The organism is Bacillus sp. FDAARGOS_1420 (assembly GCF_019344915.1).
GTDB classification, from domain to species: domain Bacteria; phylum Bacillota; class Bacilli; order Bacillales; family Bacillaceae_G; genus Bacillus_A; species Bacillus_A mycoides.
This window is the reverse complement of record NZ_JAHWJB010000002.1, coordinates 2,134,962-2,151,699: the sequence shown is the minus strand read 5'-3', so window position 1 is coordinate 2,151,699 and position 16,738 is coordinate 2,134,962. Positions and strand designations below refer to the sequence as shown.

Annotated in this window: 18 protein-coding genes and 1 pseudogene; 14 read left to right on the top strand and 5 right to left on the bottom strand. The window is 35.2% G+C overall.

The window, feature by feature from the left end; all coding sequences use genetic code 11:
* Positions 1–23 precede the first annotated feature (23 nt).
* On the bottom strand, positions 24–1,466 hold the full coding sequence (gene pdxR, locus I6L50_RS21275; RefSeq protein ID WP_219302910.1) for a MocR-like pyridoxine biosynthesis transcription factor PdxR: 1,443 nt from the start codon (positions 1,464–1,466) through the stop codon (positions 24–26).
* Between the two features lie 124 nt (positions 1,467–1,590).
* Here pdxR and I6L50_RS21270 point away from each other — a divergent pair, with 124 nt between their 5' ends.
* Positions 1,591–2,502: a DMT family transporter gene (locus I6L50_RS21270; protein WP_219302908.1), complete on the top strand. Its 912-nt coding sequence runs from the start codon at positions 1,591–1,593 to the stop codon at positions 2,500–2,502.
* Between the two features lie 18 nt (positions 2,503–2,520).
* Here I6L50_RS21270 and I6L50_RS21265 read toward each other — a convergent pair whose 3' ends face one another.
* Complete coding sequence (locus I6L50_RS21265) at positions 2,521–2,988, bottom strand: NUDIX hydrolase (protein ID WP_219302906.1); 468 nt, start codon at positions 2,986–2,988, stop codon at positions 2,521–2,523.
* A gap of 96 nt (positions 2,989–3,084) precedes the next feature.
* Here I6L50_RS21265 and I6L50_RS21260 point away from each other — a divergent pair, with 96 nt between their 5' ends.
* Genes I6L50_RS21260 through I6L50_RS21245 form a run of 4 tightly spaced genes read left to right on the top strand, consistent with a single transcriptional unit; the run spans position 3,085 to position 5,892 of the window.
* Positions 3,085–3,486, top strand: a complete 402-nt coding sequence (locus I6L50_RS21260) for a DUF3980 domain-containing protein (RefSeq protein ID WP_219302904.1) — start codon at positions 3,085–3,087, stop codon at positions 3,484–3,486.
* Between the two features lie 17 nt (positions 3,487–3,503).
* Positions 3,504–3,974, top strand: a complete 471-nt coding sequence (locus I6L50_RS21255) for a GNAT family N-acetyltransferase (protein WP_219302902.1) — start codon at positions 3,504–3,506, stop codon at positions 3,972–3,974.
* A gap of 47 nt (positions 3,975–4,021) precedes the next feature.
* Positions 4,022–4,912, top strand: coding sequence for an AraC family transcriptional regulator (locus I6L50_RS21250; RefSeq protein ID WP_219302900.1), 891 nt, complete (start codon positions 4,022–4,024; stop codon positions 4,910–4,912).
* A gap of 23 nt (positions 4,913–4,935) precedes the next feature.
* Positions 4,936–5,892, top strand: a complete 957-nt coding sequence (locus tag I6L50_RS21245; protein WP_219302898.1) for a serine hydrolase domain-containing protein — start codon at positions 4,936–4,938, stop codon at positions 5,890–5,892.
* A gap of 180 nt (positions 5,893–6,072) precedes the next feature.
* On the opposite strand, the gene I6L50_RS21240 is transcribed toward I6L50_RS21245, so the two are convergent.
* On the bottom strand, positions 6,073–6,822 hold the full coding sequence (locus I6L50_RS21240) for a CPBP family intramembrane glutamic endopeptidase (protein ID WP_219302896.1): 750 nt from the start codon (positions 6,820–6,822) through the stop codon (positions 6,073–6,075).
* 232 nt (positions 6,823–7,054) lie between these two features.
* Here I6L50_RS21240 and I6L50_RS21235 point away from each other — a divergent pair.
* A pseudogene (locus I6L50_RS21235) lies at positions 7,055–7,353 on the top strand (hypothetical protein).
* A gap of 293 nt (positions 7,354–7,646) precedes the next feature.
* Positions 7,647–8,684, top strand: coding sequence for an SDR family oxidoreductase (locus tag I6L50_RS21230; protein WP_219302894.1), 1,038 nt, complete (start codon positions 7,647–7,649; stop codon positions 8,682–8,684).
* A 59-nt stretch (positions 8,685–8,743) separates the two neighbouring features.
* Here the strand turns inward: I6L50_RS21230 and I6L50_RS21225 are convergent, their stop codons facing one another.
* Complete coding sequence (locus I6L50_RS21225; RefSeq protein WP_219302892.1) at positions 8,744–9,535, bottom strand: DUF4240 domain-containing protein; 792 nt, start codon at positions 9,533–9,535, stop codon at positions 8,744–8,746.
* Between the two features lie 190 nt (positions 9,536–9,725).
* Here I6L50_RS21225 and I6L50_RS21220 point away from each other — a divergent pair, with 190 nt between their 5' ends.
* A complete protein-coding gene (locus tag I6L50_RS21220; protein ID WP_219302890.1) occupies positions 9,726–10,193 on the top strand; it encodes an NUDIX hydrolase in 468 nt (155 codons plus the stop codon).
* 21 nt (positions 10,194–10,214) lie between these two features.
* The gene (locus tag I6L50_RS21215) at positions 10,215–10,859 is read left to right on the top strand and encodes an alpha/beta hydrolase (RefSeq protein ID WP_219302888.1); all 645 of its coding nucleotides are present in this window, start codon (positions 10,215–10,217) and stop codon (positions 10,857–10,859) included.
* A 48-nt stretch (positions 10,860–10,907) separates the two neighbouring features.
* Here I6L50_RS21215 and I6L50_RS21210 read toward each other — a convergent pair whose 3' ends face one another.
* Positions 10,908–12,851 (bottom strand): elongation factor G, encoded by a 1,944-nt coding sequence (locus I6L50_RS21210; protein WP_219302886.1) that lies wholly within the window; start codon positions 12,849–12,851, stop codon positions 10,908–10,910.
* A gap of 264 nt (positions 12,852–13,115) precedes the next feature.
* On the opposite strand from I6L50_RS21210, the gene I6L50_RS21205 reads away from it, so the two are divergent.
* The 5 genes from I6L50_RS21205 (at position 13,116) to I6L50_RS21185 (ending at position 16,723) form a co-directional block, all read left to right on the top strand.
* Positions 13,116–13,544, top strand: a complete 429-nt coding sequence (locus I6L50_RS21205; protein ID WP_000204160.1) for a MarR family winged helix-turn-helix transcriptional regulator — start codon at positions 13,116–13,118, stop codon at positions 13,542–13,544.
* 18 nt (positions 13,545–13,562) lie between these two features.
* Positions 13,563–14,201: a nitroreductase family protein gene (locus I6L50_RS21200; protein WP_000185377.1), complete on the top strand. Its 639-nt coding sequence runs from the start codon at positions 13,563–13,565 to the stop codon at positions 14,199–14,201.
* A gap of 46 nt (positions 14,202–14,247) precedes the next feature.
* The gene (locus tag I6L50_RS21195; protein WP_000583821.1) at positions 14,248–14,541 is read left to right on the top strand and encodes a putative quinol monooxygenase; all 294 of its coding nucleotides are present in this window, start codon (positions 14,248–14,250) and stop codon (positions 14,539–14,541) included.
* Positions 14,542–14,687: 146 nt separating this feature from the next.
* Positions 14,688–15,620 (top strand): AAA family ATPase, encoded by a 933-nt coding sequence (locus I6L50_RS21190; protein WP_219302884.1) that lies wholly within the window; start codon positions 14,688–14,690, stop codon positions 15,618–15,620.
* Complete coding sequence (locus I6L50_RS21185) at positions 15,617–16,723, top strand: DUF58 domain-containing protein (protein WP_219302882.1); 1,107 nt, start codon at positions 15,617–15,619, stop codon at positions 16,721–16,723. Before I6L50_RS21190 ends, I6L50_RS21185 begins: the two co-directional genes overlap by 4 nt.
* The last annotated feature ends 15 nt before the right edge of the window (positions 16,724–16,738 follow it).

The window sequence follows — 16,738 nt, the reverse complement described above, 5'->3', positions numbered from 1 at the left end:
AAACGAGACTTCTTTACATAATGTTATTTCCCACAAACCAAAATAGCCTCACGCAAACGAGAAATTCCCTCCTCAATTTGATCAATACTTACTTTTCCATAAGACAAACGTATATAACCATCTTTCGCGCCGAAAATACTGCCTGGCATAAAGGCAATTTCTTGTTTTAAGCTTTGCATTATGAGTTGTTTTTCGTTTATCGGTTCGTTTAATTTTCCCCATATGTATATACCGCCAGTTGGGTTTGCAAAAGAGATTTTATCATGAAGTTGCTCGTTTAGGGCACGGACGATAATGTCTCTTTTTTTTGCTAATTGTTTTCGTAACGGTACGATATGCGACTGAAATGGTACAGTTTCGAAAAATTGTTGTATAAGCCACTGCGGGAATATACTCATTCCTAATTCCATTTGGTGACGCGCATCTGATAATCGCTCTACGACAGACTGCGGAGCGACAAGCCAGCCAACTCGTAACCCTGGCGCAATCATTTTAGATAAGGAATGTACATAAATGACAGTTCCATTTTCATCAATCGATTTTAAAGTAGGACAAGGTTGTTTCTTTTCTAACGTAAGTAAACTAGACGGATCATCTTCAACGATCGCAATTCGTAAGTCTGCGCAAAGTGATAACAATTTTTTTCTACGGTTTGGATGCAGCATCGTTCCCGTAGGATTTTGGAAATTTGGATTTAAAAAAATCATTTTAATACGATGTTTTCTATACAATTCCTGCACATCGTCTGGATTAATACCGTGTTCATCGACAGGTAATGGGAAAATACGAATACCTGCCGATTGGAATAATGGTAATGAGTAGCAGTGAGAAGGGCTTTCGAAAGCGACTGCGTCACCTGGATTTAATAAACATTGTACGATAAGGTGAAGTGCTTGCTGTGCACCAGATGTAATCATAATGGATTGTTCAGTCGCTTCAACTTTTAAATATTCCTTCATATATTTCACTACCGCTTGTCTTAGCGGGAGATACCCCTGGGGATGATCGTAACTTAATGACTGCGTTAACGGTTGTTCTCGCAAAATCGTTTGTAGTTGATCGTGAGGATAGAGGTTACAACCGAGCTCCCCGTTTGCGAAGTCAATAATGTTTTCATTTTGCTGTACTTCTGCCCGAATATGGCGAAGTAACGGTAAGTTTGGTAAAAACGTGCCACCTTCTACGAAATTTCTCCAGTTCGGCGTTAAAGTTGGAGAAACACCCCACATATGTGTACTTACACGTGTACCTTTACCGGTCGTACTTTCTACAATTCCCATAGCACGTAGTTCATTATAAGCAGTCGTTACTGTACTTCGGTTTACATTTAACTGCGTAGCTAATTTCCGTTCGGAAGGGAGGAAGCTTCCTGGAGGAAGTTCTCCGTATGTAATACGTTTCTCAATAAAGTCAACAACTTGCTGATAAATAGGGATTTTACTGTCGTTATCTAGCTTCCATTCCATACAAACGCCTCCGCAAATCTTATATACATCAAGTATAACAAATTGGCTGGGTAAAAAAACAGCCAATTGGACGGTGTTATATCCAGCCAATTTTACTATGCTAAATAGGGAAGGGGAGATTCGGATGAAACGATGGCAAATGGAATGGCTCCTAGTATCAGTAGCTTTAGTATGGGGAGCAAATTATACAATTGGAAAGTATGGCGTGGCATATATGTCATCCATTCAATTTAATAGTTTACGATTTTTAGTAGCATCTCCGGTATTATTACTTATTACATTTTTAATGGAACGCTCATTACGTATTGAAAGAAAAGATTGGTTACGATTAGTAGCAGTCGGTATCGTTGGTACGGCAATGTATCAAACGATGTTTATGCTATCTGTAAAATATACTTCAGCAACGAACGCCTCATTATTAATTGCGATGTCACCTATTTTTACAGGGATATTAGCAGTATTACACAAACAAGAGCGTTTTTCGATGAAAGTACAAATTGGTTCAATAGTAGCGTTTATTGGTGCAGCATTCGTTTTATTAACAGGACATACAGGAGGAGCTACATACGAGTATGCGTGGCTCGGAAATGTAATTGGATTAGTCGCAGCAATTGCGTGGGGATGGTATCCAATTTTAGCGCAACCACTTATTACAAAATACTCCGCAATGAGAGTCACATCATGGTCTACTTTAATTGGAATTGTACCTCTCGTTATATACTGTTTATTCAACGTAAGTTCTTTAACGTGGCCAGTAGACATGCCAAGCTGGGGTTCTCTAGCATATTCAATCGTCTTTGCGACAATCTTCGGACTTGCGATGTGGTATGTCGGTATTAGTAAAATAGGTTCAACGAAAGTAATGGTATACATGTATCTTGTTCCACTTTTCGCAGTTATCTTTGCGGCAGTAACAATTGGAGAGCAAATTAATATGATGCAACTCGTTGGCGGACTGATTATCTTTATCGGCTTATATGTTGTAAAAAAAGGCGGAATCAAAAAGCCAGCTCTCAATTTGAAAAAAGTAAGCTAACAGTAAAAAGGATCTCTTTCATATAGAAGGAGATCCTTTTTTATTTCGTAATAAAAGCGCTTGTTCAACGGCCCATTTTTGATGATCATGAATGAGAAGCTCTACAGCAAGTAAAGGAGACATCCACTTTAAAACATGATCATCTTCACAGTTATTAATTTGCTGATGCACCATGTTTGCGCTATAAAAGAACCCATCGTTTAAATAATATGTATCTTCCTTTTCTGCATAAAAATATCGTGCTGCATTACCGATATATTGACCAATTTCAATTGCCCATCCTAATTCTTCTAGTAGTTCACGATGTAAACATTTTTCTTTTGTTTCATTACCTTCCATACCGCCACCAGGTAAAAAGTAACGGTCTCCTTTTTGGATAACAGCAATTATTGAAGAAGATGAATGGAAAATAATCGCATAACAACTAGGTCTTAATACATAATGAACGGTACGTTTTTTAGAGCCAAACGTGAGTTTTGAAATCATAAAACACGACTTTTCTCTATAAAATACATAAAAGGGATAATAAGGTAAATGTCGAATTATATTAAGATAATCATAGTTGATTGGAGTGATATCAAAATGATAAATCGAAAGTGTTCAAGGTGTAAAGAAATAACGGGTACAATACATGGTGGTAAAAAAATAAATGAAGAATTTTTGTGTGAAGATTGTCTACAAAAAGGAATTGCGAGCGGGGAAATCGAATTATCACAAGTGGAGCAAGAACAAACCTCGTATCTTTCTATAAAAATATTAAAAATAATGAGTGTTATTTATTTAATAGTATCTATTATAACTGTTTTTTCTGCTGGAGCACTTATACAGGATCCAGGGCTTGGTGGAATATCATTTTCAATAACAGGTGCAGTTGGTGTTATGATAATTGGATCGATATTCCAGTCTGTTCTTGTATTTTCAGGTATTTGGGTATTCATTCTGTTAGTCGAAACGGTTATTAAAATATATGAAAAAATGAAGTGAGTGAGAGGGAGAAATACATGCGAGTAAGAAATATTCAAGGGGAAGATTATGTAAATATTCATTCTGTATTAAATGATTGGTGGGGCGGAAGAGATATGGCTAGTATGTTGCCGAAGTTGTTTTTCGTCCATTTTCAAGAAACGAGTTTTATCATTGAAGAGGATGGCGAAACGTTAGGTTTTCTATGTGGTTTCTTTTCACAAACGCATAAAGATGAAGCGTACGTTCATTTTATCGGTGTAAATCCGAAGTTTAGACGAAAAGGAATCGCATCGACGTTATATTCTTATTTCTTCGATGTCGCTCGTGCAAATAACCGTAAAGTTGTAAAAGCAATTACGTCACCAATTAATAAAAATTTGATACAGTTTCATCAAGAAATCGGTTTTCGAATCGAGGCTGGGGATGATGAGATAGATGGTGTATCCGTACATACAAATTATGATGGGAACGGCGGGAGTAGAGTTTTATTTTTAAAAAATGTGTAAAGTAGGCTGACGTAAAGTTAGCCTTTTTGTTGTGAGGAGGGATAAATATGGAGAGTTCTCAAAGTAGAAACGAGTATTTACGACGTATTTATAAAGTGCAAGACTATATAGAATCACATATAAATGATTCACTTTCAATTGAAGATTTAGCTAATGTGGCAGGCTTCTCAAAATTTCATTTTCATAGAATTTTTAAAGGGATGATGGATGAGCCGTTATCTCGGTATGTGAATCGTTTGAAGTTAGAGAGGGCAACACACCTTCTTACTTATCGTACAGATATGACGATTACAGACATTGCGTATTACTTCGGGTTCACAGATTCAGCAGTTTTCTCCCGGACATTTAAAAGTTATTACGGAGTAAGTCCGTCTCACTATAGAAATCACAATAGCAAGAAGTGCAAAGACGTTAGCGAAGATTCTCAATACAATGAGTGTAAGAAGGTTCGAGGAGAGGTCGAAATTGTAACAGCGGACAACGTAAACGTCGCATACATAAGACATGTAGGTACATATAAAGATTTAGCTATAGATTTTCCGAAAATGATAGAAAAACTATTTCATTACGCATCGGAGCAAAACTATCATGTATTTGAGGATACGAAAGTATTAACCATTTACCACGATCATCATGAATTTACTGAGGACTATCATTTAAGAACAAGTCTATGTATAACAATTCCAGATGAGTCCGCAGTAGAAACGAGCGACATTGGAATAATGGTAATACCTTCAGGCAAGTATGCGGTAGGTCATTTTGAAATATTCCAAGATGAATATAAAGGAGCATGGGATTTCTTATACGGTGAGTGGCTTCCAAATAGCGGATATAAACCGAAAGATTCGTATCCTTTCGAAGTATATAGAAATGATCCAAGGCAGCATCCCGAACATAAACATATAGTTGATATATATGTACCTATCGAACCTTTTTAATCATGGATTAAGGGGGAAGAACGATGAAAGCTGCTGAAGAGTTAGATTGCATTATAAAAGAAGAATACAAAAATATTAATGGTATGTTAGTAGTGCAGAGAGGTAATGTTGTTTTTGAAAATTATTATAATGGTTACGGTCCAGATGATGCATGTCATGTAGCATCGGTCACAAAAACGATAATCTCTGCGTTAATTGGGATATGTATAGATAAAGGATATATCAAAAGTGTTAATCAAAAAGTAATAGAGTTTTTTCCTGAATATAATCTTAAGGCATCTGAAGTAACAGTTCGGCATCTACTTACAATGACAGCTCCATATCCTTATGTAGACTGGCAGGAACCGTTAGAAGAACTATGTACACAAATGGACTGGGTGAAGTATACGTTAAATAGGGCAGGAAAAGGTGGAGAAATTGGACCTTTTAAATATTCATCGGCAGGCGCACATGTACTATCAGCAATTATTACGAGTGTAACAGGGAAAAGTGCTCGTGAGTTTGCGAACGAATATCTATTCCAGCCTATCGGCATAAGAGAAATTCCAAACTACAATATGAAAGCATTTGGATTTGATGACTTATTCGGAAAAGATGTAAAGGGATGGGTTCACGATCCAAATGGTATTTCAACTGGCGGATGGGGACTTACGTTAGCAGCTAGAGATATGGCTAAGTTTGGACAGATGTATTTGAATGAAGGTATTCATAATGGAAAACAAATACTATCAAAATCATGGATAAGAGAATCGACAACAATGAATCAAAATCAATATGGTTACTTATGGTGGTTACGAGAAGAGGATGGAATCTTTTCATACTGTGCAATGGGTGATGGTGGGAATATGATTTGTTGTATTCCGGAGAAGGAATTGGTGGTGGTGATTGCATCTGAGATTATACCGGAAGCGAAGGATAGATGGAGATTAATCAAAGAGTGTATATTTCCTTATTTAAAAGTTTTACAAAAGTTACAATAAGAGAAATAGTTAAACTTGCTATGTTCTACATAATTGAAATAAGTGCTGTGAGAACGGAGTCGTTCAATTAAAATTAGAAAACTTCAACACCTATACGATTATTGAATAATTGAAAGGTGTTGAAGTACTTAATGAGCTAATTAAGGTACATCAAACTGAAACACTTTTTTTAATTGTTAACTATTTTTTAACTTTTCGATGTATAAGATACATAATGCAAAGTGCAATTGCTAAAAAGATAAATTTAATTAACTCCATTAGGCGGGCATCCCACTTGTTTTGCAATCCATCTGTTAAAAAAAATACATTAAACATACCATGTAAAATTGCGGATGGTAGTACAGAACAACCGTACTCTCTCGTGTACGTCAAAATTATAGATAATATAAATAATAACGATAGATAACTTAATATTCCTACAAACCATAACTCATAGTTTTTATAAAAGAGTGCTACTGGTAAATGCCATAAAGACCAAAGTGAAGCTGTAATTATTGCGGTTTGTATTAATGAATATTTTTTTCGTAAATAGTAATGAAGATTCCCGCGCCAAATAATTTCCTCAAAAAATGCAGACAAAGCTGCAATTGTAAGACCAATGAGTAGGAGAAATCCCAATTCATTGCAGTGATTAAATAAGAACTTTATATTATAAAAATAGAAATGGAGACATAGACCTAAAAGTAGTGGGAATAAAATGGAGAAAATTAGTGATTTTAATGTTGGGCGTGAAATGCCAAATGTATGGAAAATTTCTTGTTTCTTATATGCTTTTTGATATAAAATAACGGCTAACAACGGAACAACCATCGTGAACCCCAAATAACTACGACCATTTTCTATGTTTAGCAAAAAGATATAAAAGAACGATGTGAGAGAATAAATGTAAAATGTTGAATGATAAGCTATGTTTTTATTAATATTTATCACCTACCTAAGTACGTATAATTTGTTAATCAAATATTGGATATTTTAATTATATATGAAATGGAAATAGACAGAATGAATATTTTCATATTGTTGATTCTAGTAATAGAGAAGGGGATTAAATTATATCCCTTTTTTCGCTAGTATAGTAAGAGATAGTAAGAGATAGTAAGAGATAGTAAGAGATAGTAAGAGATAGTAAGAAATGGTAAGAAATAGAAAGAGATTTCACTAGATGGATAAAAGACGTTGTTTGAAAGGTGAGGGTATGATGACAAAGTCTAATGTTGTAGAAATCATTTCAGCTTAGTAGCTATTATCGGTGTGTATGTACTAATAAATGCACCAGAAATGGGGAGTAAGGCAACAAGTGAATCTGTTGCAGAGCAGGGCGGTCATATGGATACAAGTACGTATTTAGCTTTATTACAAGGATACGGAAATTCTTATACAATTCTAGGCGCGACTTGTTTATTTATGGGGTTGCTCAGTTTAATTTCGATCATTTCAATTCAAGTATATAAAAGTAAATAGAGGTTGAAAAAACAATGCTCCTGCCAAATTGACAGGAGCATTGCTCGTATAAATAAGTATTTTCGTAGATGTGTACTTATCACTATGACTTAGTTGAAATATTTTTCAACCCCTCTTTATCGTCTTCATTACTGTCGAATTCGATAAAAAGTTATGTCACAAGTTGCAAATTTGGATGACTTTATATTAACTATAGAAAAAAATGAAAAATACCCGTAACTTTTTACAAGGGAAAATCGTTAAACAAAAGAAAAGGTTTTTAATCATGCGCTTGATTGAATGGGGGAAAAAGAATGAAGATTCTAATACTGGGCGGTACACGTTTTTTAGGAAGGGCTTTCGTAGAAGAGGCTTTGAATAGAGGGCATGAAGTCACATTATTTAATCGCGGAACAAATAATGAGATTTTTCCTGAAATAGAGCAGTTAATCGGTGACAGAAATGATGATGTTTCAAGTTTAGAAAATCGAAAATGGGATTTGGTCATAGATACGTGTGGATTTTCTCCTCATCACATTAGGAATGTAGGAGAAGTACTTAAAGATAATATAAAGCATTATACATTCATCTCAAGCCTTTCCGTATATAAAGATTGGATCCCGCATCACATAAAAGAAGATTATAAATTACTACCTGAACCACCAAGTGATAAGGTAAAAGCTGTAGAGAATGGTGAAATATCTCCTTATGAGTATTACGGTGCGCTTAAAGTATTATGTGAAAAAGAAGCAGAGAAGTATTGGCCGGGTCGTGTTTTACACGTAAGAGCAGGACTTCTTTCAGGAATGTTTGATTATACAGATCGGCTTCCATACTGGATTGGGCGTGTAGAAAAGGGAGGAAAAGTGTTAGTTCCAGGAAGGAAAGACCGTCCAGTGCAGTTCGTTGATATAAAAGACGTCGCAAGCTTTGGACTAAACATGGCAGAAAACAATAAAGTAGGTACATTTAATGTAACGGGTCCGAAAGATGAGCTGACGATGGAAGAGCTATTAAATATGAGTAAAAAGGTTACGAATAGCGATGCTGAATTCGTTTGGATCGATGAATCATTTATGAATGAGAATAAAGTACAGCCATGGACGGAAATGCCATTATGGCTTCCCGAAACTTTTTCATTAGAAGGTGAAACAGATCCGTGGAAAGGTGGGTTTTCTATAAGTATTGATAATGCTGTGAAAGAAGGGCTTACTTTTAGGAAATTAGAACATACAGTTACAGATGTATATGAGTGGATGAAGAGTGTGGACGAATGGGAATTAAAAGCAGGTATTTCAATTGAAAGAGAAAAGGAGCTGTTAGATAAGTGGAATGAAACAAAGAGAGTGTAAATAAGGATTCTATGAAAACAGGACTCTGTCTATTGGTTAAACAGAGTCCTAATATTTATCTACCATTCAATTGGTTCTTCCCCATATATTTCCCATAACTTAGGAAACATCTTTTTCAAACCGTCTTCGTCATCTTCATTCCAGCCAAACTCGATATCTATATCGTCGAATTTTTCATTAGATAAGACATGATAAAGTGTAAAGTAAGTATCATTTTCATCCCCGGTTTTTTCTGCATATACAGTGTATCCAAAGTATAATGAAAGTTCTTCAATATTTGGTACGTCATACTCACTCAAATTTTCTAATACAGGAATTAACCGTTCTGGATCTTCAATACACGCTTCGTATGTTTCTTTTCCTTGATATAATAACCACCCGCGGAAGTAATCAAAACTATCATCCGAACAACCGCCCATAATTATATATGCAGCTGCCCATAAGTGAGACGTATAGGAGGCTTTTAAAATATGGTGCATATGTGTGTCAAAAGCTACAATTTCATGTACTGTACGTTTAGCGAGGTGAGAAGTGAGCCATTCTATTTGTTCTTCTTGGTCTTCGCCTTTCGATTTTGCACGAGCAAGTAGTTCCCAAAAATTTTCTTCTGTTATCGTTTTTTCTTTTATGTAATCTTCCCCTAGAATAGGGTCGGTATATCCTTTTTTTCGTTTGGAAGCGATTAGTTTGTTAACTTCTTTTATGCATTCTTCTTCTGTTTCAAACTCTTTCGCTTTCACACTACCAGCTGTGCCGATTTTTCCGTAAAACACAACGTAGTCTCTATCTTTCACAACGATTTTCCAAAACTTATTTGATTTCTCAGTTTGCTGGATTAATAACGTTTCCATTCGTACCCCCATATTGCTTTTCTAGTATGCATTGTGATTGTAACATATGTATAAATACCTGTAATGACAAAAAGGTAAGTGTAGTTTTCGGAAAGTTCGAAAATTATTGAATGAAATAGAAAAATTTAGTAATCTTATTTGTACAGCACATACATAATAGTTTTGTAATCATACATTGGAGGGGTTTGTTGTGGATCTTACGTTTAAAGTAGAGGAAACATGTTTTAATTACCGAGTCGGAGCAATTTGTAAACATGATAATAAAATACTCATTCTGCAAGGTGACGGTGAAGATTTTTGGTACGTACCAGGCGGAAGAGTGAAAATGCTAGAAAATAGTGAGGACGCGTTAAAACGGGAGCTTGCAGAAGAAGTAGGTGTTCCTATTGAGGTGAAGAGATTAATATGGTCAGTAGAAAATTTCTTCACCCTTTCTGAGCGAAAGTTTCATGAGATTAGTTTTTATTATGAAGTAGAATTGCATGAATTACCTGCAAATGGGGCTGATCAATATATTCTAGAAGAAGAAGGTAGAAGGTATTTATTTATGTGGGTGCCGGTAGAAGAGTTAGATGCGTATAACTTACAGCCAGCGTTTATAAAAGATAAAGTAAAGGATATATCAATTCATACAGAACATATCGTTTTGCAAAAATAAGCGTGTTTGGAGGGGAAAACGGTGAAAGGGACTAAAAAAGAGGTACATATAAACGATAAAGTCATTCGTTACACACATATCGAAAAAGGTTCTAATACGGTTTGCTTTATGTTTTCAGGTTCCGGTTACAATTATGATAAACCATTATTCTATTATGCAACGATGCTTATGCTTGAAAATAAAATAGATGTAGTACATATTCATTATTCCTACGATGGACAGTTAATGGAAAAACCAATGGAAGAAGTAACGAAAGTAATGATGGATGATATTAATCCTATAATGAATGAAGTATTAAAAAGTGGGCAATATAGCAATTCGATGTTTTTAGGAAAATCACTTGGAACAATCCCGATTGCGAATGATTTAATAAAGAGAGAAGAATACTTACGGTCAAAAATGATATTGCTTACACCATTACTAACTGTTGATTCGATTTTTGATTCGATCCTACATAGTCGTCACGACGGGCTTTTAGTAATCGGAGACAAAGATCATCAATATAATGCAAATCAAATAAATCAGTTACATAAAACGAATTTACAGATTGAAGTTGTCAAAAACGCTAACCATTCTGTAAATGTTGGAGAATTTGAAACCGAGAATTCGATCGAAGCGATAGCAAAAATAATAGAAAAACTTAAAGAAGTTGTTAGGAAAAACTAACCTATCAATACATGAAAAAAGAGGTGCGAATGGCACCTCTTTTTTTATTTAATAAGCCTTCAAAACATGAAGCAAATAATCTTTCCGATTTAGCGGATTAAAGTCAACACGTTTTCGAGTAGGGAAGGGAGCCGTCAGCTTTGTGAAACCAGTTGGCTTTGTTATAAAGATACCTTCTCCTTCAGTAAATGAATGGAGCATTCGTTTAAAATCCTCTATTTTTGCAACAGGTAATGATCCTGTTAAATGGTAAGAATCATTATGCAACGTAGGCTCTGCAAAAGTTGCTGGAATAGCAGCAAGCTTATACATTGCGGTACTAATTGCGTGCTCCGGTACAGTTAATTCGAACTCGTTTACTGGTTCAAATGCACATGTTTCAGCGTGCTTTAAAGCATCCATTAAAACGAGTGGTGTTAAATTTCTAAAGTCACTTGCTGTTGTAACAGGGCTTGCATAACCAGTATGTGTTAACGTGACGATAATGTCCGTAACTTCCCATCCGTACAAACCTTGTTTTAACGTTTGAAATACAGTATCTTCAATCGCTTTATGAAATGCTAAAGGCAATGATCCAAGCTCAACACCTAACTTATATGTTATGCCAGAATTCAGTTCACCACGTTCAACTTTGAAGCCGATTGTCGCGTAAAATGGATTCGTTTTTTCTCCCATTAATTCAGCAGAATTCCCAATGCCAATTGGTTTCTCAATACATACAACCCGCGTATTTGAGAAAGTAACCTGCAAATTATATTTCTCAAAAAGTGTTGTTTCAATTACTTCTTTTTGTACTTCCCCGAAAAGGCGAATATATAGTTCATTATGAATATCATCTTTCCACACTTTAATGAGCGGATCTTCTTCGCATAGCTCCATAAGTGCAGCGTATAGATCATGAATTCGCTCTTTAGGTACTGCTTCAATAGCAGCTTCCATTTGCGGTTCGGCAAAGTGAATATCTTTTATATAATCCGTCCGTTCACCGATAATATCACCAATTTTAATATTCGTAAGTCCCCATACTTTGCAAAACTCTCCGCTTTGAACAGTAGAAGATTGAACTGCATTTCCATTATGAAATATGCATATTTTTTTAATCTTCTCTTTATGTGATAGAGACTCACTGCGCTGAATATCAACATATTTTCTAACGTGTAAACAACCAGAAAATAGTCTTACGTAAGCAATCTTTTCGCCAGAAGATTCACGTTCAATTTTAAAAACAACACCGGATAATGTTTCATCTTGTACCGATTTAGTAGCTGGAATTAAGGCTGAAATATTATTAAGTAATTCAGTTACTCCTATACCTGTCATTGCTGAACCCAAAAAGATAGGAAACACATTTGCTTGCTGTATTTGCTTTTCGAGTTCTTTTCTTAATAGTGCATCCGGTATTATTTCGTTATTTACATATGACTCAAGCAATGATTCGTTAAATGGTGCTAACAGTTCCATACAATCGTCATAGGATTTATATTCAATAATATGAGCTTTCTTTGTTCCTTCGTTCTCTACAGAGTAGAAGGGGAATGCGTCATTTGAAAGGATTGCTTTTATTTGTTTCACAACTTTTTCAGTATTTGCGCCACTACGGTCTACTTTATTAACAAATAATATAGTAGGTATGTTTAATTTCTGTAATGTCCGCATTAAAATCTTTGTTTGTGCTTGCACACCTTCAACGGCAGATATAACTAAAATGGCACCGTCTAAAACACGGAATGATCGCTCCACTTCAGCGATAAAATCAGCATGTCCAGGTGTATCAATAACATTTACTTTTAAATCATCAATAAAGAAAGAAACGACAGATGCTTTAATCGTAATTCCGCGTTGTCTTTCTAATTCCATTGAGTCAGTTTGCGTATTGCCACTATCTACTCGGCCAACTTCTTTAATCACATTCGTTTCATAAAGAATACGCTCAGTCAAACTCGTCTTGCCAGCATCTACGTGCGCGACAATCCCTATATTTATTGTTGTCATATGTGAATATCCTCATTTCATTTTCCATTTTTATTTCCTCATTTCTATTTGTGTATTGCCGCATTACAATCACTCTCCAGTCATTTAAATTAGTACTATTATAATGTAATTTCCATTTTTTGTAACGCGACAAAGCGCCTTAATTTGGAAAAATAAAAATGTAAACAAAATGCTTGCATTCTAAATCGATATAGATTATATTAATTGACATATCAACTATTGATGCATCAAACGTTTTTGTTTTGCATGTAAAGGAGGGGTAATTTGACAAGTTCATGCTCAAAAGAAGCAATAATTTTATATAAATTACACTTTCTCAACAAAGAAGTAAGTTCGAAATTTGAAGGGTGTACGGGTATGAGTCAGTCTCGATTAGAGCTTATACTTCAGTTATTTGAAGTAGATGAAATTAGTCAAAAAGCACTTCAGCAAGAAGTAAATATTGATAATGCCGCGATTACGAGGCATTTAAAACAGCTGGAAGCAAACGGAATGATTACAAGACGTAAAAATCCAGATGATAACAGAATTACGTTAGTGTCTCTTACAGAAGAGGGGCGAAATAAAATTCAAGTGTATCAAGAGGAAAAAGAGCGTTTCGCTACTTCAGCATTTAAAGGATTAAGTGAAGAAGAACGCGACAATCTTTTAACGATGTTAGACCGCATTCAAGAAAATATAAAAGAACTTTAAAAAAGGGAGAATACAACTATGACTAACTCAGTAAAAACAAATGATTTTAACGAAATTTTAACAGGACGCCGTTCAATCCGTAAGTACGATCCTTCAGTGAAAATTAGCAAAGAAGAAATGACTGAAATTCTTACAGAAGCAACACTTGCACCATCTTCAGTAAACATGCAACCATGGAGATTCCTTGTTATTGAAAGCGACGAAGCAAAAGCAACACTTGCGCCACTAGCGAAATTCAATCAATCTCAAGTAGAAACATCTTCAGCGATGATTGCTGTATTTGGTGACTTAAACAACTTTGATAACGCAGAAGAAATTTACGGTACAGCAGTAGAGCGCGGACTTATGCCAGCTGAAGTAAAAGAAGATCAAATGAAAAAACTTTCAGGTTACTTCTCAATGGTTACACCAGAAGTAATGAAAGATACTGTACTAATTGACGGTGGTCTTGTAGCGATGCAATTTATGTTAGCAGCACGTGCTCACGGTTATGACACTTGCCCAATTGGTGGATTTGAAAAAGACCAAATCGCAGAAGCATTCGGATTAGACAAAGAGCGTCACGTACCAGTTATGTTAATTTCAATCGGAAAAGCTGCTGACAGTGGTTATCCATCAGTACGTCTTCCAATTGAAAAAGTTGCTGAGTGGAAGTAATTTTATAAAAAAACAGAAATAAGTGAGATATGAGAGGGGAAACACCATGATTATTATTCACGCAATATTTCAAGTAGATCCAGCAAAACAACAATCATTTTTAGAAGAAATTCAGCCATTACTTCATGGTTCAAGAGAAGAAAGTGGAAATGTATCTTACGATTTATATAAAGATACTGAAAAAGAAAGTGTTTATACGATGGTAGAAGTATGGAAAGATGAAGCAGCAGTTGCGAGTCATAATACGAGTGAACACTTCACATCTTTCGTTAGTAAAGCATCACAGTTTTTAAATGCTCCGCTTGATATAAAGGTTTATAGCGGTGAACTAGTAAAATAATTAGGTAGAAAAAGATGACTTTAGCGTATGGCTGAGGTCATCTTTTTTATTTAGATAGGAATATATTTACTTCTAACGTAATGTGTTATAATTCAGAAAATGAATATTCTTAATTTTAAAAACATTTAAAGGTGGTAGTGAAATATATGAACATATTAAAGAAAATCACTAACAATATTTCAAAGGTCATTATAGGGAAAAATGAATCGATTGAACTCGCAGCAATAGCTCTTATAGCAAGAGGACATATTTTATTAGAAGATGTACCTGGGACCGGAAAAACAACATTAGCGAAAAGTTTGGCGAAAAGTGTGGACGCTAAGTTCCAAAGAATTCAATTTACAGCTGATACTTTGCCTGGAGATGTTATTGGACTCGAATATTTTGATGTGAAGGAATCGGAATTTAAAACGAGGTTAGGGCCTATTTTTGCAAATATAGTATTAGTTGATGAAATTAATCGAGCTGTGCCGAGAACGCAATCTTCGTTACTTGAAGTTATGGAAGAACGTACTGTTACAATTGCGAAGCAGACACATTCATTACCAGAACCTTTTTTAGTTATTGCAACGCAAAATCCAATCGAGTCAGCGGGTACATTTCCTTTACCTGATGCTCAATTAGACCGATTTTTACTTACTATACGCCAAGGTTACCCTACGAGAGAAGCAGAAAAGGAAATGATGAATCGGTTCCAAATGAATGATCCATTAGAAACGCTGCATTCTATTATTTCGAGTGAAGAAATAATAAATATACAAAAACGTGCAAGGGAAGTGTTAGTAGGGAGTGATGTGCAAGATTATCTTCTTGAAATTATTGAAGCAACTCGTAAGCATGAGCTAATTGAAATTGGTGTAAGTCCTCGGGGCACATTGGCATTTATGAGAGCGATTCAAGCACGGGCGATATTAAATGAAAGAGATTATTGTACGCCAGATGATATAAAACTACTAGCTGCATCCGTTTGTGCTCATCGGTTAACGTTAACGATTGAAGGGGAGATGAAAACGACAAAAGAACAAATCATGAAAGAAATTCTTCATACGATTAGTGTGCCAGTGGAGAATGTACGATGAATCAACAGCTTGTGTATACACCGTTAGCGGAGCCTTTCGTAATTGGAGTTATGTCAGTTGTAGCCGTTATTTTATGTGTATTTTCAAGTAATCTACTCATATTATCTCTCGTATTTTTGTATGTAATTTTAATAGGTGCTATGCATGTATACATACGTAAAGTATCTCGTGTTGAATGGGAATACAGTCAAGGAAATTCGAATGTATTTATCGGTGAAACGAACACGTGCAAAATGAAAATTTCAAACAAGTCGATATTTCCTATTTTCAATATCGTATTTCGATTTAAATGTGAAAATAAGCTAACTTGGAATCATGATGAAATAAACAAAAATCATAGTACAGGTTCAAATTATTATATGAATTTTAATTTAAAAGGAGGAGAGTCAGTTTCATTTGATTTGCAAGCTGTAGCGTTAAAAAGAGGAATTGCGAAATGGGAAGAAGTTGAAATTGTTATTACTGATCCCTTTGGATTCATAACGAACCATATAACATATAAACAAGTTGATACGCCGTCCTATTTAGTTTTACCAGCCGTTCCGAAAATACAAGTTCCTGAATTACAAGAATGGTCACGCGGATTTCGAAAAGCGATGTCTTCTCCGCTATATGATGAAACGAAAGTAATGGGAGTGAAGTCTTATGAAAATGAAGATTTTCGTTCTATCCATTGGGGTGCAACAGCGAAAACAGGGACGATAACTGCGAAAAAATATGAACGAACACAATCTGATAAATACGCGATTTATCTCAATTTACAAAATAAAAGTGGCGTTTCTTTACGAAATGATATTGAAGAGCTTATTGAATTAACCGCAGGCATATGCAAACAACTGCTCATGCAAGATTGTTCATTTGAGTTATGGATTAATAGTGTGAAAGGTAACGGATTGTTACATGTAAAGAACGGGGATAATCGGAAACATTTGCAAAATGTATTAAAGGTACTTGCCTCAATATCGGATCAAGATACGCCTGTATCATCTTCTTATTTTTATACAGCAGGATTTCGTCGTAAGGAATTGGATGCAGTTCCTTTAATTCTTGGTACTTCACCTAGGGAATACAGTAGAACGAATAAATGGATTGTAATTAAATGATAAGAAGGGATTCAT